General features: G+C 38.7%; 24 protein-coding genes and 1 tRNA gene. 16 read left to right on the forward strand and 9 right to left on the reverse strand.

The window, feature by feature from the left end; genetic code table 11:
* Positions 1 to 300 precede the first annotated feature (300 nt).
* From NRL14_RS19105 to NRL14_RS19120, 4 genes are all read right to left on the reverse strand, one after another.
* A complete protein-coding gene (locus NRL14_RS19105; protein ID WP_306725379.1) occupies positions 301 to 978 on the reverse strand; it encodes a DUF799 domain-containing protein in 678 nt (225 codons plus the stop codon).
* Between the two features lies 1 nt (position 979).
* Positions 980 to 1327, reverse strand: coding sequence for a DUF4810 domain-containing protein (locus NRL14_RS19110; protein ID WP_306725380.1), 348 nt, complete (start codon positions 1325 to 1327; stop codon positions 980 to 982).
* Positions 1327 to 2007 (reverse strand): CsgG/HfaB family protein, encoded by a 681-nt coding sequence (locus NRL14_RS19115; protein ID WP_306725381.1) that lies wholly within the window; start codon positions 2005 to 2007, stop codon positions 1327 to 1329. Before NRL14_RS19115 ends, NRL14_RS19110 begins: the two co-directional genes overlap by 1 nt.
* 306 nt (positions 2008 to 2313) lie before the next feature.
* Positions 2314 to 3084, reverse strand: coding sequence for a DUF1223 domain-containing protein (locus NRL14_RS19120; protein ID WP_306725382.1), 771 nt, complete (start codon positions 3082 to 3084; stop codon positions 2314 to 2316).
* A 177-nt stretch (positions 3085 to 3261) separates the two neighbouring features.
* On the opposite strand from NRL14_RS19120, the gene NRL14_RS19125 reads away from it, so the two are divergent.
* Positions 3262 to 3939, forward strand: a complete 678-nt coding sequence (locus NRL14_RS19125) for a glutathione S-transferase family protein (RefSeq protein ID WP_306725383.1) — start codon at positions 3262 to 3264, stop codon at positions 3937 to 3939.
* Between the two features lie 234 nt (positions 3940 to 4173).
* On the opposite strand, the gene NRL14_RS19130 is transcribed toward NRL14_RS19125, so the two are convergent.
* A complete protein-coding gene (locus NRL14_RS19130) occupies positions 4174 to 7227 on the reverse strand; it encodes a hypothetical protein (protein ID WP_306725384.1) in 3054 nt (1017 codons plus the stop codon).
* Between the two features lie 761 nt (positions 7228 to 7988).
* On the opposite strand from NRL14_RS19130, the gene rpsF reads away from it, so the two are divergent.
* The 9 genes from rpsF (at position 7989) to alr (ending at position 14394) form a co-directional block, all read left to right on the forward strand.
* The gene (gene rpsF / locus NRL14_RS19135) at positions 7989 to 8330 is read left to right on the forward strand and encodes a 30S ribosomal protein S6 (protein WP_007378473.1); all 342 of its coding nucleotides are present in this window, start codon (positions 7989 to 7991) and stop codon (positions 8328 to 8330) included.
* Positions 8331 to 8374: 44 nt separating this feature from the next.
* Positions 8375 to 8692 carry a primosomal replication protein N gene (gene priB / locus NRL14_RS19140; RefSeq protein ID WP_033015549.1) on the forward strand — a complete coding sequence of 106 codons (318 nt, stop codon included), beginning with the start codon at positions 8375 to 8377 and terminating at the stop codon, positions 8690 to 8692.
* A gap of 12 nt (positions 8693 to 8704) precedes the next feature.
* Positions 8705 to 8932 carry a 30S ribosomal protein S18 gene (gene rpsR, locus NRL14_RS19145; RefSeq protein WP_007378475.1) on the forward strand — a complete coding sequence of 76 codons (228 nt, stop codon included), beginning with the start codon at positions 8705 to 8707 and terminating at the stop codon, positions 8930 to 8932.
* Between the two features lie 35 nt (positions 8933 to 8967).
* A complete protein-coding gene (gene rplI, locus NRL14_RS19150; protein ID WP_002962755.1) occupies positions 8968 to 9420 on the forward strand; it encodes a 50S ribosomal protein L9 in 453 nt (150 codons plus the stop codon).
* A gap of 437 nt (positions 9421 to 9857) precedes the next feature.
* Positions 9858 to 10406, forward strand: coding sequence for an RNA polymerase sigma factor (locus NRL14_RS19155; protein ID WP_033038111.1), 549 nt, complete (start codon positions 9858 to 9860; stop codon positions 10404 to 10406).
* Positions 10393 to 10875 (forward strand): hypothetical protein, encoded by a 483-nt coding sequence (locus tag NRL14_RS19160; protein WP_007378477.1) that lies wholly within the window; start codon positions 10393 to 10395, stop codon positions 10873 to 10875. Before NRL14_RS19155 ends, NRL14_RS19160 begins: the two co-directional genes overlap by 14 nt.
* 9 nt (positions 10876 to 10884) lie before the next feature.
* On the forward strand, positions 10885 to 11823 hold the full coding sequence (locus NRL14_RS19165; RefSeq protein ID WP_306725385.1) for a DUF4097 family beta strand repeat-containing protein: 939 nt from the start codon (positions 10885 to 10887) through the stop codon (positions 11821 to 11823).
* Between the two features lie 112 nt (positions 11824 to 11935).
* Positions 11936 to 13315, forward strand: coding sequence for a replicative DNA helicase (dnaB, locus tag NRL14_RS19170; RefSeq protein WP_002963050.1), 1380 nt, complete (start codon positions 11936 to 11938; stop codon positions 13313 to 13315).
* Positions 13315 to 14394: an alanine racemase gene (alr, locus tag NRL14_RS19175; RefSeq protein WP_306725386.1), complete on the forward strand. Its 1080-nt coding sequence runs from the start codon at positions 13315 to 13317 to the stop codon at positions 14392 to 14394. Before dnaB ends, alr begins: the two co-directional genes overlap by 1 nt.
* An 18-nt stretch (positions 14395 to 14412) precedes the next feature.
* On the opposite strand, the gene NRL14_RS19180 is transcribed toward alr, so the two are convergent.
* Complete coding sequence (locus tag NRL14_RS19180; protein ID WP_007378480.1) at positions 14413 to 14652, reverse strand: DUF2960 domain-containing protein; 240 nt, start codon at positions 14650 to 14652, stop codon at positions 14413 to 14415.
* A 100-nt stretch (positions 14653 to 14752) separates the two neighbouring features.
* Between NRL14_RS19180 and NRL14_RS19185 the strand changes: the two genes are divergently transcribed.
* The 3 genes from NRL14_RS19185 to NRL14_RS19195 all read left to right on the forward strand — a co-directional run bounded on the left by NRL14_RS19185 (position 14753) and on the right by NRL14_RS19195 (position 16632).
* Positions 14753 to 15004, forward strand: a complete 252-nt coding sequence (locus tag NRL14_RS19185; protein WP_008135690.1) for a hypothetical protein — start codon at positions 14753 to 14755, stop codon at positions 15002 to 15004.
* 200 nt (positions 15005 to 15204) lie between these two features.
* Positions 15205 to 15822, forward strand: a complete 618-nt coding sequence (gene pnuC / locus NRL14_RS19190) for a nicotinamide riboside transporter PnuC (RefSeq protein ID WP_008135692.1) — start codon at positions 15205 to 15207, stop codon at positions 15820 to 15822.
* A gap of 3 nt (positions 15823 to 15825) precedes the next feature.
* The gene (locus tag NRL14_RS19195) at positions 15826 to 16632 is read left to right on the forward strand and encodes a phosphotransferase (RefSeq protein ID WP_306725387.1); all 807 of its coding nucleotides are present in this window, start codon (positions 15826 to 15828) and stop codon (positions 16630 to 16632) included.
* On the opposite strand, the gene NRL14_RS19200 is transcribed toward NRL14_RS19195, so the two are convergent.
* Positions 16629 to 16811, reverse strand: a complete 183-nt coding sequence (locus tag NRL14_RS19200) for a hypothetical protein (protein WP_007378484.1) — start codon at positions 16809 to 16811, stop codon at positions 16629 to 16631. The two genes, NRL14_RS19195 and NRL14_RS19200, sit on opposite strands and share 4 nt — an antisense overlap.
* 245 nt (positions 16812 to 17056) lie before the next feature.
* On the opposite strand from NRL14_RS19200, the gene NRL14_RS19205 reads away from it, so the two are divergent.
* Positions 17057 to 17131: transfer RNA gene (locus NRL14_RS19205), tRNA-Arg, on the forward strand.
* Between the two features lie 363 nt (positions 17132 to 17494).
* On the forward strand, positions 17495 to 18709 hold the full coding sequence (locus tag NRL14_RS19210) for an HD-GYP domain-containing protein (protein ID WP_007378485.1): 1215 nt from the start codon (positions 17495 to 17497) through the stop codon (positions 18707 to 18709).
* Here NRL14_RS19210 and NRL14_RS19215 read toward each other — a convergent pair.
* The gene (locus NRL14_RS19215; RefSeq protein WP_033031413.1) at positions 18669 to 18992 is read right to left on the reverse strand and encodes a YwiC-like family protein; all 324 of its coding nucleotides are present in this window, start codon (positions 18990 to 18992) and stop codon (positions 18669 to 18671) included. The genes NRL14_RS19210 and NRL14_RS19215 overlap by 41 nt on opposite strands.
* 284 nt (positions 18993 to 19276) lie before the next feature.
* Here NRL14_RS19215 and NRL14_RS19220 point away from each other — a divergent pair, with 284 nt between their 5' ends.
* Positions 19277 to 20545, forward strand: a complete 1269-nt coding sequence (locus NRL14_RS19220; protein ID WP_033031415.1) for an outer membrane protein transport protein — start codon at positions 19277 to 19279, stop codon at positions 20543 to 20545.
* Positions 20546 to 20657: 112 nt separating this feature from the next.
* Here the strand turns inward: NRL14_RS19220 and NRL14_RS19225 are convergent, their stop codons facing one another.
* Positions 20658 to 23513, reverse strand: coding sequence for a valine--tRNA ligase (locus NRL14_RS19225; protein WP_306725388.1), 2856 nt, complete (start codon positions 23511 to 23513; stop codon positions 20658 to 20660).
* Positions 23514 to 23534: the final 21 nt, after the last annotated feature.

Below are 23534 nucleotides of genomic sequence, written 5' to 3' on the forward strand. Positions count from 1 at the left end.
ACAGAAAAAAGCTATGCGCAGTACAGCCTACCTTGAAAAGGTACTGAACGCATAGACTTTTTTCATGCTCTTGCCCTAGGGCTGTTTCAGCATTTGCTATGTTTTTTATGGTGGCTTTTTTAGTTAGTATTATTATAAAAACTATTTTTTCTGTTGCTATTAATTTTAGTTTTTAAAATCTGCTCTAAATACTTAAAAGTAACTTTACTAAGCTTTTTAGCTAAGTAAGCTGTTATTAAAAAGGCCGAATCCCATTTAATGGTTCGGCCTTTTCAAGCTTTAGGTTAATAACAATAAGAGTTATTTTTTCTTTTCGCTTGGTGCTGGTTGGCCATAATTAGGTGAACGAGGTCCATATAATAAGCCATTGTAAACATCTGAAGAAAGTAAGCGTGTTGAAGTCATTGCTGCGATTTCAAAACCTTTATCAGTGACAGTTTCAGCAATTTGATTAATTGCTGCAATAACAAGCATGCCTACAAGGCCACCACCGCCATTACTTTGTTGTTCAGCTGAAGAGGCTCTTGCTTTGCCTTGCCATAATTGCTCGCCAGTGCGTAAATCAACTAATGAGGCTGACACAGTTACAGCTGTTTCGCTAGAAATTACAACATAGCTAGTACCGTATTCTTCAATAGTGATGTAAAGCGCAGAGTCTGCACCAAAAATTTCATGTAATTTATTTACTGGTACTTGGTGCACGTCGCTTGCAACAGTGAGCCCATTACCTTTAAAGGTTTGATCAACTAAAGCAACAGGAAAAACATAAAAACCCGACTCAGCTATAGGCGCGACCATTTGAGCCATCACACTGTATGGTGCAATTACTTCAGGTGTATTATTCAGTGGAGGTAAAATAATAACTGAGTGAGGGTCTGCTTGTTTAAATGCTGTGTAGTCATGTGCTGGTGGAGGCGAAACACAACCAGCGAGTAATGTGACTAATGCGATCGCTGTGTATGATTTTAAATTAAGCATATTAAGCGCCTTTCGCAGATTTTAGAAGGAAGTCGATGTAATGAACTGATTCTGGGAAAAGTGATTTCTCAGTTTCGAAGTGGGTAGTGCCTAATGAAGGATTACCCGTTTCAAAGTACAGCATACCTAGATGAGCATGTAGGCCAGGCGCAACATTCTTACTTTTGTTTGCGGCATCGGCAATAATTTGCTCAAGCATACTAATTTGATCTTCGGCTGTTACGTCATCTGCTTTTAAATAGGCGTATACGGCAGTGCTATAGTCGCCGTAATAGTAAATAGGTTCTTTCGTTGAGTTACAACCCGTTAGGGCTATACAAACAAATGCTAAGGTAATTAGCTTTTTCATTATTTATTGCCCCATTGGCCAGCTTCAAGACCAGTCACTAACTTGTTAACGACTTCGCGAATAGCTAGGTCAAGCACTTTGCCATTTAATGTGGCATCGTATGAAGCTGTGCTACCAAAACCAATAACTTCACGTTCTGATAGGCTGTATTCACCAGCACCTTGCACTGAATAAATAACTTCTGATGTAGTAACATCAACAACATTAAGCGTTACTTTAGCGTAAGCAATTTGCGATTTACCTTTACCCAATAAGCCAAAAAGTTGGCGGTCACCAATAGCTTTACGGCCAAACTCTGTTACATCACCAGTTACAACAAATTTAGCACCGCTAAGAACTTGTTTTGTACCTGTTAACTTTGCTTCTTCTGCAAGGGCTGCCATATTGTCGCGATCAAGCACACTAAAGCGATTTGTTTGTTGTAAGTGGCTCATTAGTGTTGTTTTTGCTTGGCTGCCTAAACGGTCTTGGCCTGATGAAAATATACCATTTTGAAAGCTCGAACGGTTTACAAACTGACCTACGACTAGTTTACTTTTTGTACCTGAGTAGCTTGTGTTATAACTAGCAACAGTTGGTGTTTCTATTACTTTTGATGATGTTGTAGCACACCCAGCTAAAGACGAAGCTGTAATTGCAGCGATTACAATTGTTTTAATGTGGCTTTGGTTAATTCGCATAAATTTTTGTCCATATAGATAATTGCAGAAGTTTTTATTGATAGGCGCTTGTTTTTTATACTTATAAGTCAATTACTTATTTCAAGAGTCCATTCAACTTACTTTATAAACAAAAGTTGATGTAAATACAATGTTATTTATGTTTTATGCAGGTACACACAATAAAAAAGAATAAATTCTTTGTAATAACAATGCTAATTCATTAGTTTTTAAATTATTGAAAGCCTTTTTCTATAGTTGATATAAAGGACATTTATTGCGCGCTGAGTTGTTAATTAGTAATTTTATTCCAATTAACCTTATTTTTTAAAACCAATCGGCTGCAACTTGTAGCGGGGTAGGGTCGCCTTTTTCAGATACCCAAAGTACTAGGGCTTGCTTTGTTGGCGATATTTTTTTAGCGTGAGGCAGGGTTAAGTCAGTTAGTGATAATTGCTGCTTGGTTTGCATGTCACTTTGCTCGTAACCAATAACTACAAAGTCGTGCTTTAATTTATGGCCTGCGTTTTCGCCGCTGTGTATTTGTGTTTCTATACCAAAGCCTAACAGAGCTGCATGAGCTATTAAGTTTTGGTTAGTACCACCTTCGGTATTAACCGTATCGTATTCGAGATTAATTTTACTGTTGTTTATAGTCGCTTTTAAATTGCCTAAATAAGGGGCTTTAGCTACAGGTATGGCTTGTTTATAAAACCAACCTTGCCACCCGCTGCCGTTAACCATAAACCCGGGTGTTGCTACAATCTTACTTTTACCGAGTGCCTTATACGTGCGTTGTCTTTTACTAAAAACAGCAGAGGCAAACGGGTCTTTCCATCCCAAATAATCCCAATAAGTAACATGAAAATTAATAGGAATTAAATCAGTCCATAGCTTTTCATCATCTGTAAACGTTGAAATCCAGCGCTCTGCTGGTGGGCAACTACTGCAACCTTGCGATGTGTAAAGCTCTAAAAAGGTAGTCGGATTAGCTGTACTGGAAATAGTTACTTGCTCAGCAGCTTGGCTTTGAAAGCAAAAAATTATTAACCCAACAAGTGAGATAAAAAATGGATGGGATAGTGCTTTAAAAGGCATGTTACTTCTCGCAAAGGCTGATATTGCATTCAGCTTAAATGATATTTACGAATGAGGTATCACGAAATCCTCACAATTAAATCACGTTTTAACTGTGTATTTTACTTGGTTAAAACTTAATTTGAACACCCGCTCAAGTTGTGCTTTAATCGTTGCTCAATTATTGAGGAACTTTACATGATTAAATTTTATTTTCACCATACTCCTAACCCAATGAAGGTTGCACTCTTTTTAGAAGAAACAGGCTTACCGTTTGAACTTGTTCCTCTTGATACTTTAAAAGGTGAGCAACATACACCTGAATTTAAAGCAATTAATCCAAACGCTAAAGCGCCAGCAATTGTTGATGGTGAAACGCGTGTGTTCGATTCGAATGCTATTTTAATGTACCTTTCTGAAAAGTATGGGAAGCTAGAAGGCAAGGGCGATGACCGCGCTGAAATGCTGTCGTGGTTAATGTTTATCGCATCGGGTTTAGGTCCGTATTCAGGACAAAGTGTTCACTTTAGACATATGGCACCGGAAGGGCTTGATTACGCGGTTAATCGTTATTTACGTGAAGCGCAGCGCCATTACGAAGTACTTGATACGCACCTTGAAGGTCGTGACTTTATAGTGGGTGATACGTATACCATTGCTGATGTATCTGCATGGGGCTGGATTGATAAAGCACCGGTTGTATTAGGTGAAGAGGGCTTAGCGCCTTATCCTAATCTTAAACGTTGGTTTGAAAGCATTGATAGCCGCCCAGCGGTTGCACGTGCACGCGTAATTGGTACTGATATAGCCTTTAAAAAAGAGTTTGATGAAGATGCTAAAAAAGCATTTTTCCCTTCCAATTACCCTAAACAATAACTATAGTAAGCGAGCTTATTATGGGCCGCTAGTTAACCTAAACTCTGGATAATAAATCTACCTCAAGCAACTATTTTCAGCGCTCACTGCGTTGAATTTACTTGCAATAGGTCAGCTATTGACGCGTAAATTCGCCTTGTTTTCACTGAAAATCTCTGGCTAGAGAAAATAAATTTAAATATCATTATAATTCAGTAGGTTAGTAAGTGTCTTAACCAGAATCCAGGTTGATTATCAAATTTTAATGATTTCTCTATTGTTGGACTGATTACTTAACGTGATGGTCGTTAAAAATAGTGAACTCTCAAGTTCGATAGAGTCCTCTAGTAAAAGACAAAAAATAAGTAAACGCGTATTTATTCCTGCTTTACCCCATCCTAATTTTGAGAATAAATCATCTATCAGGTTTTGCGTTATGCTTTTAACCCCAATCCAATAATCTAAGTCTTCTTCCAATTCGTGAGTGAGTTTTAGTAAGGTTTGATTTAGTTTTTCTAGCGTTTCAAAATGGTTTGTACTGGCATCAAATGCTTTAACTGCTTTTTTTACATTTTTTAATGTTGTTGGAAAACGCTTTAGTGCTCTTGCAGCTTTTCCAATGGTTGTAAGGCGTTTAGCTACTCCCTTCCATGACTTATTTACATTGGCACCATTTTGAGAATCAGGGACAAGCGCAAGATAGTCATCCCATTTATCTGTATTTTTTAAATCTTTTTTAATACGACGGAAATCAACGGTTCTACTAGAATCCCCATCTAATAAATGGTCAAACAATATACTTAGATCATTATATGATTCATCTTTTAGGGCATATAAATGCAGTATATTAAAAATAACTTTCCTTTCAAAAGGCGAACCACTTTGTAAGTAAATTAAATAACGTGCTGCATTATGATATAGCTTATCGCCATTTAGTTGTTCAAATTGTGCATAGACTTCATGCCCAGAACGCATCGTCATTGCTATGACGCTACTAGTATAAATGTTGCTGTTTTCAATACTATGTTGATAACGATTAATTGCGACTTTTATATTTTGCTCGGGAATAAGTATGGGTACATTTATTGGTAAAGAGTCGGCATGACGGTGGGTCGATAAATCAAGGGAATCAAAGAAGTCTTCAATCTCTCTTAAATTGTGCAGTTTGTTATCTTGATTTGTATATTCAAGTGAAATAGCACCATTAAACTCGGGATCTAATGCTGATTGCGCAACACCAAAGATGATTCCTAATTTTGCTTGTCTGGATTCTGAAAGCCCTGATGCAGTTCCTTTAATGGTGTAATCGTGTTTAACATATAAGTTACCATTGGCATCAACTTCAACCGTTAAGTCTCGATTAATATCGCGTACTTTACTAATATCAAAGCCAATAATGTTTAGGCCCAGCCGAGTTGAACTATTAAGTGCTGTTTCAAACCGTGTAGTGATAGGTATTAAGTTTATTGCACCCGCTCTGTTTAATGCTTGCATAAGTAATGAGGCTTTTTTCCCGTCGCCTATCGCTAAACAGCGGAATAAGGTTTGTACTTGTTTATTTTCTGGTTGGAGGATTGTTATTTTTAATTTTTGAAGTTCGAATAAACGTTGTTGTTTAATCGATTCTAAATTAAGACCAAACTTAATGTTGGCTGCTTTTTCTAATTTTTCAGTGATGTTCTTTTTAAATATCTGGTATCGATTTATTACACGATTAAAATTAGCTTCTATATTTTGATCAAAATTAGCAATCGTCTGTGCTACGTCATCGCCGAGCGAAGCGATAGGTTTTAGTTGGGAAGCTGTTTTCTCTTTTAAATCGTTAGCAAACTCATCCGCTTTCTCACGAAGTTTTTGCTGTAATATTTTTATTTTTTCAGACAGATATTTTTCTGACTTGTGCTGAGCAGCCATAAAAATAGGGTCAGCATTTGATTGCACAACACCAAATAAACTCAGTAATCTATTAATTATAGATGTTGCTAAGTCGTCTGGGGCCGCTTCTGTTGAGAGCAATGTCTTATTGAATTGCACGATTAGCTCATCATCAAGTAACTTTTTAATTACATCATCGATCTCATTTTGTCCTAGTGTGATTTCGGCTATTGGCTTGTACCATGTATCTTCATCAATTGTATGTAATATGTCATCAACTAAGATTTGGCCAGGGTTACTGTATTCCTCAAGCTTACTAACCAGTTCATTACCTTTACCAAGCAGCATTTCTATGTACTGTTTGGCGAGTGCATCCATTCCTTCAATTTCTGCTTCAAGTGCTAGTTTTAAGGTGTTTTTTGTCTGCTCTGTTTCTCTTAAAGTTAGTAATAGTTCTATTTGCTGTTGATCATTACGATATACATCAAGTTCCAAGTCACCAGCTATTTCTTGGCGCCTTGAAAGTGAGACTGCTACGGAGGCGTCTACTCCAATAAGATGCCCTTTAAGATTTGTTTTTGAAGCGAGTGATTTTCCAATTTCTAATTCGCCAGATAATATTAGAGAAGATGCCATTTTAATTGAAAATGCACGATATCCCTCTCTAGCATCACTACTAGTACGCTTGACTAATTGAGTGTTTATATCGTTCAAGTTCCAAGGGCGAACTGGTTTTTTAAACATACTCCACAGGGTTTTATAGCTAGTAGTTTCTTCATTTACTTGGTAGTACGAATCAAACTCCACACTACCTGATTTATCTAAACCGGCACCTATTTTAAAAATATTAGCAGAGGTTGATGTTGATACATTAATATCATAGGCAGCTTTTACATCTTGATTGACGAGGCAAAACCCATTTGGAAGTGTTTTGGATAAAAATGTTGGGCGCTTTGTGTCATTTAAAACAGAGATACTAAATTCACCGTAGGCACCAGCTGTTACACCAACACTAAGTTGATCAATTTTTGATTTGTGCTCTTTAGTAAATTCAAACTCTTTTTTTAATCCGTTAGTTTGTTCACCAATTGGTGTTTCAAGAACAGACCAAAGTTGAAATGCTTTATAGGCTTCTTGATAAATTTCAGAGCTTTTAATTTTTTTTATTTGTTCAGCTGAAAAAAGAACGACTATATTTTCAATGACCTTTTTTATTTCCTCGACTAGGTCATCTATATTGGGGTCTTTAATAATTTCATAAGCACTGTCAACCAAAGTAATAATATCAGAAAGCTTAGTGCTATTTGCTTCATCAATATTAAAGTACTTTTTTAAATTTGCGGCAGAAGATAGGCTTTCGAGTAAGTCGTGGGCTTTAGCTGGTGCTAAATATGAGGAAGGAACAACGCGATCAAGTGATTTTAGTGATATCATTTTAAAAATCCTTTTGATTTTAGTTTATATTTTATTGATCACCTTTTATGCGACTACATCAACTGTAACCTAGAATAAATTGCTGTTAAATAAATGGCAAGGCTATATTTTAAACAACATATTGATTGAATCATAAGTGCTTAATTTTTGGTTGTAATCGTAACTATAACGATTTGATTAAAAGCTGCTCTTTCACGCGAGCAAGCTCGGCGTCTACAATAAATATTAAACCCCAAGTTTAGCTTTACCTGTAGGCGTACAGCTTGCTGACGCGACGAGCAAAGCTCGTAATGTTTTTTGGTTGTAAGCGTAACTAGAATAAACTATTTGATTAAAAGCTGCGCTTTTCACGCGAGCAAGCTCGGCGTCTATAATAAGTATTAAACCCGAGTTTAGCTTTATTTGTAGGCGTACAGCTTGCTGTACGCGACGAGCAAAGCTCGTAATGTTTTTTGGTTGTAATCGTAACTATAACGATTTGATTAAAAGCTGCGCTTTCACGCGAGCAAGCTCGGCGTCTACAATAAATATTAAACCCCGAGTTCAGCTTTACCTGTAGGCGTACAGCTTGCTGACGCGACGAGCAAAGCTCGTAATACTTACCTATAAACACTTATCTATAAAAGCTTTAAAAACTTGCTTGCTTAATTATCCTACTAAGCGTAAAATGCGCGCTCATTTCGGCTTTTAAACTATTAATTCCTTGCCTTAAACCGACCGGCCGAAACGGTAGAAGGCTCTATTAACCGTAAGGAATATCCATGCGTCATTACGAAATCGTATTCATGGTTCACCCAGATCAGAGTGAGCAAGTTGCTGGTATGATCGAACGTTATACTGGTTCTATCACTGAAGCTGGTGGTGTTATCCACCGTCTTGAAGATTGGGGCCGTCGTCAATTGGCTTACCCAATTAACAAGCTTCATAAAGCTCACTATGTTCTAATGAACGTTGAAGCACCAACTGAAGTAATCAGCGAGCTAGAAACTACTTTCCGCTACAACGATGCAGTGCTTCGTAACTTAGTTATCCGCACTAAAACTGCTGAAACTGAAGCGTCTCCTCTTGCAAGAGAAGAGAAGAAAGAAGCACCAGCTGCTTAATTGTTTTGAGTCCAAGCATGGCGTTTAACTGGCGGTAAATATAAATGGTTAGCCCTTTTATGAATCAGCTGGTTATATCTGGGGTAGTTTGTAAAACGCCCAAGTTTAGCCAAAGCCCAGCTGGCATCCCGCATTGTATTTTTGTTGTAGAACATAAATCGATGCAAACCGAAGCAGACCTTAACCGTAATAGTTACGTGAGGCTTCAGGTAGTTGCCAGTGGAAAGCAAATGCAACAACAGACTCAACATTTGCACGTTGGGCAGGCATTGCAAGTGAGTGGTTTTTTAAATCGCCACGAAGGTCGTAACGGCCTTAGCCAATTGGTTTTGCATGCTCAGCATATCGAAAGAATTATTTGAGGAATTAATCTCATGGCACGTTATTTCAGACGTCGTAAGTTCTGCCGCTTTAAAGCGGAAGGCGTAAAACAAATCGATTACAAAGATCTAGCTACTCTTAGAAACTATGTTACAGAAAGTGGCAAAATCGTACCTAGCCGTATCACAGGTACTAGCGCTAAATTTCAGCGCCAGCTAGCAACTGCTATTAAGCGTGCTCGCTACTTAGCCCTTCTTCCATACACTGACTTACATAAGTAAGCAGCGGATTAACAGTTTTTAAAAGGTGTAGAAACATGCAAGTTATTCTACTAGATAAGATCGCTAACCTAGGTAGCCTAGGTGAACAGGTTGTAGTTAAATCTGGTTTCGCACGTAACTTCCTTTTCCCTCAAGGTAAGGCAGTTCCTGCGACTAAAGCTAACATTGAAACGTTTGACGCTCGTCGTGCAGAACTTGAAGCGAAAATCGCTGAACAGTTAGTTGCTGCACAAGCACGCGCTGAAAAACTAGAAGCATTAGCAGAAGTTACATTAGTATCTAAAGCTGGTGACGAAGGTAAGTTATTCGGTTCAATCGGTACTCGTGACATCGCTGACGCTATCTCAGCTGTTGGTGTTGAAGTTGCTAAGTCAGAAGTTCGTTTGCCTCTAGGTACTATCCGTGAGACTGGTGAATTTGACGTATCAATTTCAGTTCACTCAGACGTAACGGCTACTATCAAAGTAATCGTAATCGCTGAAGCTTAATTTTTAATTAAGCGAAAAAAGCCGTGCTATTAGCACGGCTTTTTTGTGCCTATAATTTGACTAACTTTATTAGTTAAGGGCACTGTTAAATAATACCAATCCGCAATAATACTTAATCATGTTGCGGGGCTAAACGTGTCGCTACCTGTGTTAAAAAATTCTCATTTACGACTGCATGGATGCAGAAGGTAGAGCAATGCAGGAGCAATTGCCGAGAACAACTAAATAGCGAATTTTTTGTCTAGCTATCAACACGTTTTTCCATCCTCAAAATAGATCACTTAATTAAGCGAATTGGTATAAAGCCTCGTATAAGCCCCTTTTTTATTCAATTATTTTTTCATTCTCCTTAAACCTTTTCGAACTGTCATTACGTCTAACTTATCAATACACTTAAATAGCAATTCAACAATAATAATTAAAAGGCGGCATCACGGATGTTACACGTTAAACCCGAACCAACGCTTTTGTGCGAAGCTGCACTCATTGAGCGAGTTAAATCGGGTGATCAAGGCGCATACACAACGCTTTATGAGTTACATATAAAACGAGTATACGGTTTATGTTTACGCTTATTAGCAGACCAAGCACACGCCGAAGACGCCGCCCAAGAGGTATTTGTACAGGTATGGCATAAAATAGCATTGTTTGATGGGCGTTCGCAGTTTTCTACTTGGCTATATAGTGTTGCCAGTAATGTAGCGATAAGTTACCTGCGCAAGCAAAAAAACTGGTTACAAAAAGTAGTAAGTATTGAACACAGCGGTATGGATGAGCAATCAGCTAACGACTGCAAAGGCTTAAATGGCCTCGATAAGTTAATAGTAAGGCTTCCTGAGCGCGCACGTATGGTATTTGTATTATTTGCTATTGAAGGTTACAGGCACGAGGAAATCGCGGAGCAATTAGGTATGGCTGTTGGTTCAAGTAAGTCACAATATCATCGTGCTAGGCAGTTATTACAAGAGTGGTATGAAAATGAGTAAACCAAACTTTAACGACTACTTAAATAAGTCATTAAACACGCTTGATAAAGAAATTACGCCACAAAAAGATTTATGGGCGGGGATTGAGCGAGCAATTGTTAATAATAAGCAGAGTCCAAACAGCACTATTATTTGGCCAAAACTAACAGCAATAGCTGCCTGCACATTAGCTGCTTTAATTGCTGTAAATCTAATTGTTATAGCGCCCGAGCCACAACCCGTAGTGGCTATAAGTGATTACTTTTCGGCGCAAAAAAACAGTTTGTTGGTTGAATACGAAAATAAAGAAGCATTGACCACTAACTGGCAAACGCAACTACAAGAACTGGAAGAAGCTGAGCAAGCAATAAAGCAAGCTCTTGAAAACGAACCACAAAACCAAGCGCTACTGACAATGTTAGCGCAAATATATCAACAACAACTTGATTTAATTAACAAGGTGCACGCGCCACGTTGGCAGCACATTTAGGAGTACGACATGAAAGCGATTTTATTAGGACTGAGCTTATTTCCATTGGCAGTATTTGCGGGTGAAAAAATAGATAAGCAAATAGACGTACCAAGTGGCGGCACTATTTTTATTGAAAACCAACGCGGTGATATACATATTACAGGCTGGGATAAAAACGAATTTAAAGTATCTGGCGAACTTGATGACAAAGCCGAGGGTTATGAGCTTAAAACAAATGGCGATAAAACACAGTTTATTGTAAAAATGCCACGTAAATCAAATTGGGGTAATAATGGCGATGGCTCAAGCTTAACCATATTTATGCCTAAAAGCAGTAGCTTAGAGTTTGCTGGCGTAAATGTATCGGTGACTGCAAAAGAGCTTAAAAATGGCGCTGAAGTTGATGTGGTTAACGGCGAAATTACGGTAGATGATATTACTGGCAACATTAAGCTCACCACTGTAAATGGTGATGTGAACGCTGAAAACTTAAACGGTAATATTCAATTTGAAACCGTAAATGGTGAAATTAACGATAGGCAATCAGGTGGAGAGCTGCGTTTTAGCGCTGTTAATGGTGATATTAAATCAACTTCAAGCGCTAATGATGTACGCCTTGAAAACGTAAATGGCGATATAAAATTTACGCTATCGGCTATTAAAAACCTACGTATTAATACGGTCAATGGCGAAGCAGAAGTACAGATTAACGAGCTTTTAAAAGGCGGTGATGTACGTTTTGAATCAGTAAGTGGTGATGCCGACTTTTATTTCCCACAAAGTGTATCAGCAAAGTTTGAAATTGAAGCCCATGCTAATGGTAAAATCATTAACAAAGTCAGTAGTGACAAAGTCAGTAAAGCTAAATATGGCCCAGCCAGTGATTTAGAGTTTAGTATTAATGGCGGTAATGCAAATGTTGAAATGAATACCATTAGTGGGCGAATAGAGCTGCGTACCAAATAACACTCATTCCCCATCACGATTACAAAAAGCAGGAAAGATTTCCTGCTTTTCTATTTGCACAGCCCCTGCAAGTCGATAGAATAGAGCCATTCAATTTTACTACTGTGAAGTTATGGCCAAACCAGATAAGCAAGTCGATACTCTTAAAGTTCCTCCCCATTCAATAGAAGCTGAACAATCTGTTTTAGGTGGCTTAATGCTTGATAACCAAGCTTTTGACCGCGTAGCTGAGCTTGTTGTATCACAGGATTTTTATACCCGCACGCACAAGTTAATTTTTGAGGCGATGACGGCACTTGCTGAGATTGGCGATCCGATAGATTTAATCACTATTTCTGAAAGTTTAGAAAAAAATAATAAGCTTGCAGGCATTGGTGGTTTTGCTTACTTAGCCGAAATTGCTAAAAATACCCCAAGTGCAGCCAACATTGATGCCTACGCAAACATTGTACGAGAGCGTGCTGTTGTACGTGAAATGATTGGCGTGGCAAATGAAATTGCAGAAGCGGGTTTTAATACCGAAGGGCGTACTAGTCACGATCTACTCGATTTTGCCGAAAGCAAAGTATTTAAAATTGCCGAGCAACGTACAAAAAGTACGGAAGGCCCGCAAAGTATTCATAACATACTCGAAAAAACCGTTGATAAAATAGAAGAGCTTTATCAATCGCCACAAGATGGTGTAACGGGTGTGAGTACAGGTTATGCCGATCTTGATAAAATGACGACGGGCCTGCAACCGTCTGACTTAATTATTGTGGCAGCGCGTCCATCTATGGGTAAAACCACCTTTGCGATGAACCTTGCAGAACATGCCGCAATGACTCAAGACAAACCCGTGCTAATTTACTCGCTAGAGATGCCTTCAGAACAAATTATGATGAGGATGTTAGCGTCTCTTGGCCGTATTAACCAAACTAAGGTGCGTACAGGTCAGTTAGATGATGACGATTGGGCGCGACTTTCATCAACAATGGGCTTGTTGATGGAAAAAGGCAAAATGTATGTTGATGATGCCTCGGGCTTAACACCTACCGATGTTCGTTCTCGTGCACGTCGTATTGCGCGTGACCACGGCGGCATTAGTATGATCATGGTCGATTACTTGCAGCTAATGCGCGTACCTAGCCTTGCTGATAACCGAACACTTGAAATTGCTGAAATTTCGCGTTCACTTAAATCGCTAGCAAAAGAGCTAAAATGTCCGGTTGTTGCGCTTTCGCAGCTAAATCGTACGCTAGAGCAACGTGCCGATAAACGCCCAATTAACTCAGATTTACGTGAGTCAGGGTCGATAGAGCAGGATGCCGATTTAATCATGTTTATTTACCGTGACGAAGTTTACAACGAAGACAGTACCGATAAAGGTATTGCCGAAATCATCATAGGTAAACAACGTAACGGCCCAATTGGTAAAGTGCGTTTAACATTCCAAGGTCAATTTTCTCGCTTTGATAACTATGCGGGACCAGCGGTAGATGACGATTACTAATGCGCTTAGCCACTGCTGAAATTAATTTAGCTGCACTTGCGCATAATTTAGCGCAAGTTAAGGGCTTTGCACCTAACAGCAAAGTAATGGCGGTGCTAAAAGCAAATGCCTACGGGCATGGATTAGTAACGATTGCGCAGCATTTAAATAATGCTGACGCATTTGCTGTGGCGCGTATTGATGAAGGGCTTGCCCTTCGAGCTGGGGGCTTAACAAAGCCAATAGTTTTACTAGAAGGCTTTTTTAACAAAGCTGACTTACCTATTTTACTCGCTAATAACTTTCAAACTATTATTCATGATGAATACCAATTAGCTGCGCTTGAAAAAGCAAAGCTCGATGCGCCAATAACATGCTGGTTAAAAGTAAATACAGGTATGCATCGATTAGGTATTGCGCCAGAGCAGTTTGAAGCGTTTTATAACCGCTTACAAAAAACACCTAACGCTAAAAATACCGTTAATTTAATGACCCACTTTTCGTGTGCTGATGACGTTGATAATGCTAAGACGGTTCAACAAATTACGTTGTTTGATAATTTAGTGAATGGCATTGAGCAAGCGCATTGTTTATCAAATTCGGCTGGTATTATTGCCTGGCCAAGCGGTCATGGTGATTGGGTACGTCCTGGGCTTATGCTCTATGGTGTATCGCCAATGGCAAATAGCATTGGGCAACAACACAAATTAAAACCAGTTATGCGTTTAACTACGCGCGTAATTGCAGTGCGTGATGTGCCTGCTAATGAGGCTGTTGGATATGGTGGTCGTTGGAAAAGCGATAAACCAACCAAGTTAGCTGTTGTGGCTATGGGTTATGGCGATGGTTATCCTCGGCATGCTAAAGAGGGGACACCGGTAATAATTGGTAAGCAGCGTTATGGTATTGTAGGAAGCGTAGCTATGGACATGATCAGCGTTGATATAGGCGCTAATGAGCATAATATTAAAGTTGGCGACAGAGTCACTATGTGGGGCCCTGAGCTACCCGTTGAAGAAATAGCACTGTGCGCTGGTACCATTCCTTACGAGCTATTATGTAATATTACACCACGCGTAAGTTATGAGTATCAGCGTTAATACAGCTATAAGCGATACTTACTCTTTTATAAAGTAAATGTCGCTAAAGCCCATACGGGCAAATTCTTGGTCGCGAAAGTTACGCACAGAAGCAGACCCTTTTGAGGTCATTTCTATTTGGCGTACCATGCTTAAGTAATTTGTTAAATCAATACCTTCGGCGGCAGCAATTGCTTGATACATGTCGTGGTATTTATCTTTTGCGAAGTTAATTTCGCGCGGTTGGTTTTTAAACGTATACGTTATTCTACGTGCCATAATAAGCTCAGTTAAATTGAGTGTTAGTATAATTTTACACTGTATTGAACTGGCATTGAATGATTTGTTTAAATCAAATAATTAAAAAGTAGAGTTTAAAATGAAATTATCAGTAGAGATCAGTAAATATCCACTTCACCAAGATTACATTCCGTTTATTAAAGGCTTTATCGACCGCTTAAACGAATACGAAGATTTAAAAGTGATTACTAATACGTTATCAACGCAAATTTTTGGTGATTACGATTTAGTTATGCAGGTGTTAAATACCGAAATTAAGCGTTCATATGAAGAATTTGGTAAAGCTATTTTTGTATGTAAGTTTCTCTCTGGCGACTTATCGCCTGAATAATCTATAATACCAACCTGCATAAATCTTTGATCAATTTAACGAATTAAATCGCACTATAACGTCGTTAAAAATTTTTATTTAGAACAACTAGATACAAAAATTTTTGCCTAGTTCTAGCGTAATTTTCTTAACGTTAAATAGACCCTGTATATAAGCAGATTGGTATAACAATCGGCACAACTGAACGGTGATTGCATAGTATGGACTTTTTAACACAAACCTTAAGTGGTTTTACAGCGATGTCGCATTGGGAATACATAGCGGTGGGGTTGTCGATGGCGTACTTATTATTGGCAATAAAAGAAAGCTTATGGTGTTGGCCTGCAGCATTTTTTAGCACACTCATTTATACAATAATGTACTGGAATGGTGCATTATTAATGGAGTCATTACTTAATTTTTATTATATGTATATGGCTGTATTTGGGTGGGTTGTATGGCGAAAAGGCAAAGCTGAAAATCTAAATATTACGTCTTGGTCGATGAACCGTCATGCTGTTTTAATCAGTTTAACAACCGTAGCTGCAATAGTTATTGGTTACGTTATGCAAAACTATACTCATGCCGACTTTGCTTATCTTGATAGCTTTACAACATGTTTTGCAGTAGTAACTACTTACTTAGTTGCTAAAAAAGTCCTCGAAAACTGGCTGTACTGGATTGTAATAGATGCCGCTTCTATGTATCTATACTACGAAAAAGGCTATTACCCAACGCTAGCACTCTTTATATTTTATACCATTATGGCAGCGTGGGGCTTCAAAACCTGGTACGAAGAGTACGAACAAAGCCAAGCTAAGCCTTTAGCGCAGCTTTAATTAATGATTGAGTATAATCAGTTAGTAAAAATGTGTAGTGCGTTTATAGAGCCTAAAAGCATTGTTTCAAGCGAGCGATTGCTGAATGGCTTTAGCAACGATAATTTTTTAATACGTACCGAGCAACAAGGGTATTTGTTAAAGTGTTATAAAAGCCGTTGGCCAAGTGACGGCCTTGAAGCGCAGCGCTTTTTAAGTGACTTGGATATATGCCCTGCGCCTATTTGGCTCGATAAAAAGAATAGTCGTGCGGTATTTGATTATATTGAGGGTGAAACCGCACAGTCAGATATAACGCTCAGCTTAGTTAATAAATTAGCCCAAGTACACAGTTACAGCACAACGACTACACCAATGGATATAGCCAAAGAGCTGCACTTTTATCAAAATACGGATGTATATACGTTATACAAATCACAAATAGAGCGGGCACTAAAAGCAGTTACAGCGATGCCATTTAATGCGGGCTTTTGTCATAACGATTTAGTAAGAGACAACATTGTTGTAAATGCTTCGGGTATGTATTTAATTGATTTTGAGTACGGACAAACTAACGATGTGTATTTTGATTTAGCCGCGCTGTGCGTGAGCTTTAATTTGGATGGGCAAAGTGAAGGTGAGTTATTAGATAATTATAGTAAGTACAGTAGAGCCGGTGTAAGCTTTTTTAAATCAGTAAATAAACTTGATTTTTTTAAGCTGTTTTTTTTAATATTGAGTATAGGGTGGTATGAGCAGCGCGACATAACTAATCACTTAATTGAATTACGCGCGCAACTAAATAAACTCACTTTATCTATGAGTTTTTAAAGACCACCAAAACGTGCAGCTAGTTCTTTATATTTTTTTACTTCATCAGCATCAAATTGCGGTTCGCCATTTTCATCCTGCGATTTCGCAATTAGTAAACTTTCACGAGTAAGGCGTTTAACACGCTCTACTTTTACACCTAAAAACTCAGCAACTTGCTCAGTAGACATCAAACTCATAATCACTTCCTCTTTTAAATCAAATCACATAGTCACTATAATAGTTAAAATGTTGCTAAACAGTTACTTTTTTTTATCTAATATTGATAAAAAGCGTGTTTTTAACTAATTGTGAAGTGTTTTATTCTAAATCGCTTAATTAATAGGCATCTAAACGCATGGTGCTGGCAATTAACGACGGATATCTTTATCATTATAGACGCCAAAGCATTGATATCGCGAGTTAGTGCTGCGGCAACAAATGTGCTCTCGTGGTGAAATGGATATCACGTGGCCCTCCGGAGGCTGAGTTGTAGGTTCGATCCCTACCGAGAGCGCCATTTGCTTTATATGTTTATGACCTAAATTATTTCAGTACTTTTGCATAATCAAACTCTTTTCAATATCTAAAATTGGTTAACGATACTAGATAACATTGATTGAACTTCATTTTTATAAAAATAGTGTTCTTATTAATTACACTTAAACTTGAATGAAAATAAACTTTTAGTATCTCAGTTCAAAACCCTTTAGCGTTCCCCATTAAATTAAAAATAACGCAAAATTAAATGAGATATTATTTAATAATATAAATTACTACTTTTTAGTGAATTATAACTACTAAAGTACGAATGAATGGACTTTAAGTATTAAACAATGCTATTTAAGGTACATATTCATTAATTGTAGAAATAGCCGCTTTTATGCTAATAACTTTACCTATCCCTGAGCTAATACCTGGCATGTATGTCGACAGTGTTACTAAGCAACATGAAGGGATTAATAGTATAAAAATTAAGACTAGCGGGTTAGTCAGAGACAAATCTATAATTAAGCGTTTAATTGCAGAAGGGGTTCTTGAACTTCTTATTGATTTCGCTAAGAGTGAAGTCGCAATCCCCGCCAAATATAAGCCACAAAATAAACCTAAAACATCGAGCAGCCAACAAAAACCAGTTAAGGCCAAATCTGCAATAACGGTACAGCAAGAATTTGCTAAAGCGAGTGTAAGTTACGACCAACATAACCGTAAAATACAATCTTTATATAGCGATTTAATAGCCGGATTAACTCTTAACGTAAAAGTACTTGATGAAATAGCAAATGAAATCGTTGCTTCAGTATTTCGTAATGCTAATGCGATGACAATCCTTACTCGAATTAAAGATAAGCACAGCTATAATTGGCGTCATATGATCAACTGCGCCATTTTTACGAGTGTATTTGCTAAATACCTAGGTTACAAAGAAGCGCTTGTGCAGGAGCTTGCTATGGGCGCACTACTGCATGATTTAGGGCAATCTAAACTACCGCAAGGCATACTATCAAAACCAGGCAAAGTTACTAATAACGAAATGGCGAGTATTAAAAAACATGTTGCTTTAGGGCTGGGTCTGGTCAAAGGTGAAAAGAGTATTTCGCCACTTATGTTAGATATGATAGTCAATCACCATGAACGATTAGATGGTTCAGGTTATCCCCGGGGCATTGCTGCAGAAAAAATAAGCCGTCCCGCACGGATAATGGCAATTGTAGATGTATATGATGCGATGACAGCAGACAGGCCTCATCAAGATGGCGAAGAACCTATTAATGCACTGCGTTACTTATTGGCTAACAAGCAAATGTTTGATGCTGAATTAGTGCAGCGTTTTATAAAGTGCTTGGGCGTGCATCCCGTAGGGACTATTGTGAAGCTAACTAATGAACGCCTAGCGTTAGTATTGGAGGGGAATAACTTGAATCCGATAAAGCCAAAAATTAAGTTATTTTTTAATGCTAAACATGGGCATCATGTAACTGCCAAAGATATTGATTTAAGTGACAGTAACCAAGAGCTTAAAATTTTAGCGAGTGTTAAACCACTAGACTATAAAATTAATTTGTCTCGTTTACTAAAAGAGCATCTGCTTGCGTAGTGTTTGTACACTTTCGTTGATTGCTTTTCTTAGCTGAAATAAATGCCCCTAAAAAACAACTTCCCATCAGTGTTAGCCACAATAAAGTGCCTAGCTCTACATGCAGTGCTAAACAACAAAATGCGAGCGAAATTAGTGCGCTTAGCATAGCACCAAGCCAATAGTGATTTACTGGATTGTCGCATTGTCCTGCTTGCGTACATGCGCAGTAATTTGCTTTATAAAAACAAAATACACTCGCCCCACAAAAAATAAGCCCAGCTACAATAAGTGAAATGATCACAGTTTTATTTCCTTTGTGATTTTGTAGTGAGTGTAAATTGCTAACTACTTCAAGTCAATCTAAATGATAACTAATTACATTTAGAGTATATACTCTAATAGCACAGATCTAGTCCGATGAGTTTTAATTAGTTGTTAAAATGTCGTTAAAAACCATGTTTTTCATAGTATTTTGACGTATTCATAGAGTCTTTTATAAAAAAATCAGGTAGTGTAGCCTGGTTTGAAATCCTAATAACAACACACATAGCTATCCAAACAGTTAGTTTGGTTAAGGACACAACAATGAAATTTACTAAAACTCTTATTGCAGCTTCGCTTGCATTTGTTTCTGCAGACAGTTTTGCAGCTGCATTTCAACTAGCAGAACAAAATGCATCAGGTTTAGGCCGTGCATATGCTGGTGAAGCTTCTATTGCAGACGACGCATCTGTTGTTGCACGTAACCCAGCACTAATGACTTTATTTAAAGACAAGCAACTAAGTGTTGCTGCTATTGGCGTTATTCCTGATGTAAGTCTTGAAGGTGAAAGTACTAATAACGGTATTGACCCAAGCGCATTAGATGATGACAGCATTGCTCCTAGCGCCGTTGTTCCTGCAATTTACTTTACTATGCCTTATAACGACAAAGTATCAGTTGGTTTTGGTGCTTTTTCTAACTTTGGTTTATCTACTGAGTTTAAAAATGACTACGTAGCAGGGCAAATTGCAGGTGAAACAGAAATATTTACTGTTAATCTTAATGCAAGCGTTGCTTATAAAGTATCTGAACAATTTAGCTTTGGTATAGGCCTAAATGCTATTTATGCTGATGCAACAGTTATTCGTAAAGTTGGCGCAAATGCAAGTGGCTTTGACTTTGGTACTGATGCAGTAAATCTTCAAGGTGATGATACTGGTTTTGGTTTAAACGTAGGTTTAATGTATCAATTAGATGAAAACAGCCGTTTTGGTTTTAACTACAGAACAGAAACTGATATCACGTTTGATGGTGATTTTTCTAATGGGCTACCTGCAGCCGCTGGCGGCACACAAGGCACAGTGCTTCCTGGTTCTGTAGAAATCACTTTACCAGCTATTGCTGAGTTTTCTGGTTCGCATCAGTTAGACGAAAAATTAGGGCTGCACTACAGTGTATTATGGACTGGTTGGAGTAGCTTTGAGTCTTTAGAAGCGCAAGTAACAGCACCAACAGGTAACAAGTTTACCGCGTTTGAAAAGAACGAGAGTTTTAGCGATTCATTCCGCTACTCAGTCGGTGCAGATTACCAGTTAAACGAAGATTTATTACTACGTGCCGGTGTTGCATTTGATGAGTCTCCTGTATCACAAACACATCTATCAATTTCGATTCCTGATACAGACCGTTTCTGGTTCTCGTTTGGTGGTAACTACACTATCGATCAAAACTCTAATGTTGATCTTGGTGTAAGTATTATCCGTGGTAAAACACAAACGTTTACAGAAGCTGATGACTCAGGCAGCCAGTGGGGCTTCGAATCTAAAGGCCACGCAGTACTAATTGGTGCTCAGTATAACTACAAATTTTAATGTAGGAGTGTCTTGTGGTTAATCACAGGGCACAAAAAAGCCGCTCACTTTATTAAGGTGAGCGGCTTTTTTAATGCCTATTAAATAGTGTTAATAGGCATAATAACTAAAATTATAAGCTTTCTATTTTAGTTTTTTGCTCAAGTAGCTTAGTTTTAGCATCGCTAAACTCAGCCAATTTTGCATTTTCTTTAGCAAGTACCGCTTCAGGAGCGTTATTAACAAACTTTTCGTTAGCGAGTTTGTTTTGCACTTGTGCTAGGCCCTTTTCGGCTTTTTCGAGTTGCTTATTAATACGCGAAAGTTCGGCTTCCACATCAATTAAGCCTGCCATTGGGATCATGATCTCAAGGTTGCCAACATAAGAAGTCGCACATGCTGGTGCGTCGTTTTTGTTTTCAAGCATTGTAAACTCTTCAATTTTTGCAAGTGATGCTAAAAATGATTTGTTTTCTTCAATGCGGCGCACGTCATCGCTTGATGCATTAGCAAGTAATACGCTAAGTGGTTTACTTGGACTAATATCCATTTCACCACGAATATTACGAATAGCTAAAATGAATTGTTTAACCCACTCTAAATCGTCCATCGCTTTAGCATCAACGCTTGCTTCATTATATACAGGGAACGGCTGAACCATAATGCTGGTGTTCTCTGTTTTAAGGCCTGCAAGTGGTGCAACACGTTGCCAAATAGTTTCAGTGATGTATGGCATCATTGGGTGCATTAAACGCAGTAAGCTTTCAAGTACGGTAATAAGTGTATTACGGGTACCACGTTGCTGCGCTTCATTACCTTTAAATAATACCGGCTTAGTGAGCTCTAAGTACCAATCACAAAATTGGTTCCAAGTGAATTCGTAAAGCGTGTTAGCAGCTAAGTCAAAGCGGTAGTTATCTAAATGCTCTGTATAGGTTTTAACGGTTGCTTCATATTGACCTAAAATCCAACGATCAGCTAATGAAAGCTCCGTTTGAGCACCGTTTGCAAAACCACAGTCTTGCTCTTCTGTGTTCATTAATACGTAACGGCTCGCGTTCCATAATTTGTTACAGAAGTTGCGGTAACCTTCAAGGCGGTTCATATCCCAGTTAATATCACGACCGGTAGATGCCATTGCAGCAAGTGTAAAGCGAAGGGCGTCGGTGCCGTGTGCTTCAATACCGCCTGCAAATACTTTACGCGTATCTTTTTCGATTTTAGCGGCAAGTTTTGGCTGCATCATGTTACCAGTACGTTTTTGTACTAGGTCTTCAAGTTCAATGCCGTCAATCATGTCTAATGGGTCAAGTACGTTACCTTTTGACTTAGACATTTTATCGCCATTGTCGTCACGTATTAAGCCAGTTACATACACGGTTTTAAACGGAACTTGTGGTTTGCCATTTTCGTCTTTTACAAAGTGCAGCGTCATCATAATCATGCGCGCAACCCAGAAGAAAATAATATCAAAACCAGTTACCAACACGTCAGACGGGTGGAAGGTTTTTAAATCATCGGTATTTTCTGGCCAACCTTGTGTAGAGAACGTCCAAAGCGCTGATGAGAACCACGTATCAAGTACGTCTTCGTCTTGGCTTAGCGTTACGCTGTCTGCAATGTTGTTTTCACGGCGTACTTCAGCTTCGTCGCGACCAACAAATACATTGCCTTCACTGTCGTACCAAGCTGGAATGCGGTGACCCCACCAAAGCTGGCGTGAAATACACCAATCTTGTACGTCGTTCATCCACGAGAAGTACATGTTTTCGTATTGCTTAGGTACAAATTGAATGTCGCCGTTTTTAACTGCGTCTTTTGCAGGTTCAGCTAGTGGTGCAACACGTACATACCATTGGTCGGTAAGTAGTGGCTCAATTACCACGCCAGAGCGATCGCCGTAAGGAACGGTTAAACCATGGTCTTCAATTTTTTCAAGTAGGCCTAGCTCTTCAAATTCTGCCACAATTGCTTTACGCGCAGCAAAACGATCAAGGCCGTGTAGGCGCTCAGGAATTGGCGCATCAAACTCAAGCCCTTTACCGTCAAAGGTGTATGTTTCACCTTGGGTAAGAATAGCGGCGTCTTTATCGAAAATGTTGATCATCGGCATTTGATGACGCTTGCCCACTTCGTTATCGTTAAAGTCGTGCGCTGGGGTTATTTTTACACAGCCCGTGCCTTTATCTTTATCGGCATGTTCGTCAGCAACAATTTTAATACGACGATTAACGATTGGTAATAAAATCTCTTTACCGATTAAATCTGTATAGCGTTCGTCATCTGGATTTACTGCAACACCCGAGTCGCCAAGCATGGTTTCAGGGCGAGTTGTAGCTACTACTATGTAGTCTTTTCCGTCTTGTGTTGTTACGCCATCAGCCAGTGGGTAACGTAAGTTCCACATGTGGCCTTGCTTGTCTTTGTTTTCAACTTCAAGATCAGAAATAGCAGTGTGTAATTTAGGATCCCAGTTTACTAGGCGTTTGCCACGGTAAATTAGGTTTTCTTTATGAAGGCGTACAAACACTTCTTTAACGGCTTCAGATAAACCATCGTCCATTGTAAAGCGTTCACGATCCCAATCAACCGATGCGCCAAGGCGACGAAGCTGCTTAGTAATAGTGCCGCCTGATTCTTTTTTCCATTCCCAGATTTTATTAATAAAATCTTCACGGCCTAAATCGTGGCGTGTTTTGCCTTCTTCAGCATGCAATTTACGCTCAACCAACATTTGCGTTGCAATGCCTGCGTGGTCAGTACCTACTTGCCATAATGTGTTGTTACCTTGCATACGTTTAAAACGCGTTAAGGTATCCATTATTGTATCTTGGAAGGCGTGGCCCATGTGTAAGCTACCTGTGACATTTGGCGGCGGGATCATAATTGAATATGGTACGCCTTTGCCAGATGGCTTAAAGTAGCCTTTTTGTTCCCAGTCTTGATATAGAGACTGTTCAATATCTTGCGGATTGTAGGTTTTATCCATTACACAGAACCTTAAATAAGT

Origin of the sequence: Pseudoalteromonas sp. 20-92, from assembly GCF_030847595.1 — a bacterium.
In the GTDB taxonomy this organism is placed as follows: Bacteria; Pseudomonadota; Gammaproteobacteria; order Enterobacterales; family Alteromonadaceae; genus Pseudoalteromonas; species Pseudoalteromonas fuliginea.

Excerpts from the sequence above, each read along its gene's own strand:
- NRL14_RS19115 (WP_306725381.1), bottom strand. The coding sequence starts at position 2,007 with ATGCGAATTAACCAAAGCCACATTAAAACAATTGTAATCGCTGCAATT.
- NRL14_RS19210 (WP_007378485.1), top strand. The coding sequence starts at position 17,495 with ATGCTAATAACTTTACCTATCCCTGAGCTAATACCTGGCATGTATGTC.
- NRL14_RS19155 (WP_033038111.1), top strand. The coding sequence starts at position 9,858 with ATGTTACACGTTAAACCCGAACCAACGCTTTTGTGCGAAGCTGCACTC.
- NRL14_RS19200 (WP_007378484.1), bottom strand. The coding sequence starts at position 16,811 with ATGAGTTTGATGTCTACTGAGCAAGTTGCTGAGTTTTTAGGTGTAAAA.
- pnuC (WP_008135692.1), top strand. The coding sequence starts at position 15,205 with ATGGACTTTTTAACACAAACCTTAAGTGGTTTTACAGCGATGTCGCAT.
- priB (WP_033015549.1), top strand. The coding sequence starts at position 8,375 with ATGGTTAGCCCTTTTATGAATCAGCTGGTTATATCTGGGGTAGTTTGT.
- NRL14_RS19225 (WP_306725388.1), bottom strand. The coding sequence starts at position 23,513 with ATGGATAAAACCTACAATCCGCAAGATATTGAACAGTCTCTATATCAA.
- NRL14_RS19120 (WP_306725382.1), bottom strand. The coding sequence starts at position 3,084 with ATGCCTTTTAAAGCACTATCCCATCCATTTTTTATCTCACTTGTTGGG.
- rplI (WP_002962755.1), top strand. The coding sequence starts at position 8,968 with ATGCAAGTTATTCTACTAGATAAGATCGCTAACCTAGGTAGCCTAGGT.
- NRL14_RS19105 (WP_306725379.1), bottom strand. The coding sequence starts at position 978 with ATGCTTAATTTAAAATCATACACAGCGATCGCATTAGTCACATTACTC.
- NRL14_RS19160 (WP_007378477.1), top strand. The coding sequence starts at position 10,393 with ATGAAAATGAGTAAACCAAACTTTAACGACTACTTAAATAAGTCATTA.
- NRL14_RS19110 (WP_306725380.1), bottom strand. The coding sequence starts at position 1,327 with ATGAAAAAGCTAATTACCTTAGCATTTGTTTGTATAGCCCTAACGGGT.
- NRL14_RS19185 (WP_008135690.1), top strand. The coding sequence starts at position 14,753 with ATGAAATTATCAGTAGAGATCAGTAAATATCCACTTCACCAAGATTAC.
- rpsR (WP_007378475.1), top strand. The coding sequence starts at position 8,705 with ATGGCACGTTATTTCAGACGTCGTAAGTTCTGCCGCTTTAAAGCGGAA.
- rpsF (WP_007378473.1), top strand. The coding sequence starts at position 7,989 with ATGCGTCATTACGAAATCGTATTCATGGTTCACCCAGATCAGAGTGAG.
- dnaB (WP_002963050.1), top strand. The coding sequence starts at position 11,936 with ATGGCCAAACCAGATAAGCAAGTCGATACTCTTAAAGTTCCTCCCCAT.
- NRL14_RS19220 (WP_033031415.1), top strand. The coding sequence starts at position 19,277 with ATGAAATTTACTAAAACTCTTATTGCAGCTTCGCTTGCATTTGTTTCT.
- NRL14_RS19125 (WP_306725383.1), top strand. The coding sequence starts at position 3,262 with ATGATTAAATTTTATTTTCACCATACTCCTAACCCAATGAAGGTTGCA.
- NRL14_RS19130 (WP_306725384.1), bottom strand. The coding sequence starts at position 7,227 with ATGATATCACTAAAATCACTTGATCGCGTTGTTCCTTCCTCATATTTA.
- NRL14_RS19180 (WP_007378480.1), bottom strand. The coding sequence starts at position 14,652 with ATGGCACGTAGAATAACGTATACGTTTAAAAACCAACCGCGCGAAATT.
- NRL14_RS19165 (WP_306725385.1), top strand. The coding sequence starts at position 10,885 with ATGAAAGCGATTTTATTAGGACTGAGCTTATTTCCATTGGCAGTATTT.
- NRL14_RS19195 (WP_306725387.1), top strand. The coding sequence starts at position 15,826 with ATGATTGAGTATAATCAGTTAGTAAAAATGTGTAGTGCGTTTATAGAG.
- alr (WP_306725386.1), top strand. The coding sequence starts at position 13,315 with ATGCGCTTAGCCACTGCTGAAATTAATTTAGCTGCACTTGCGCATAAT.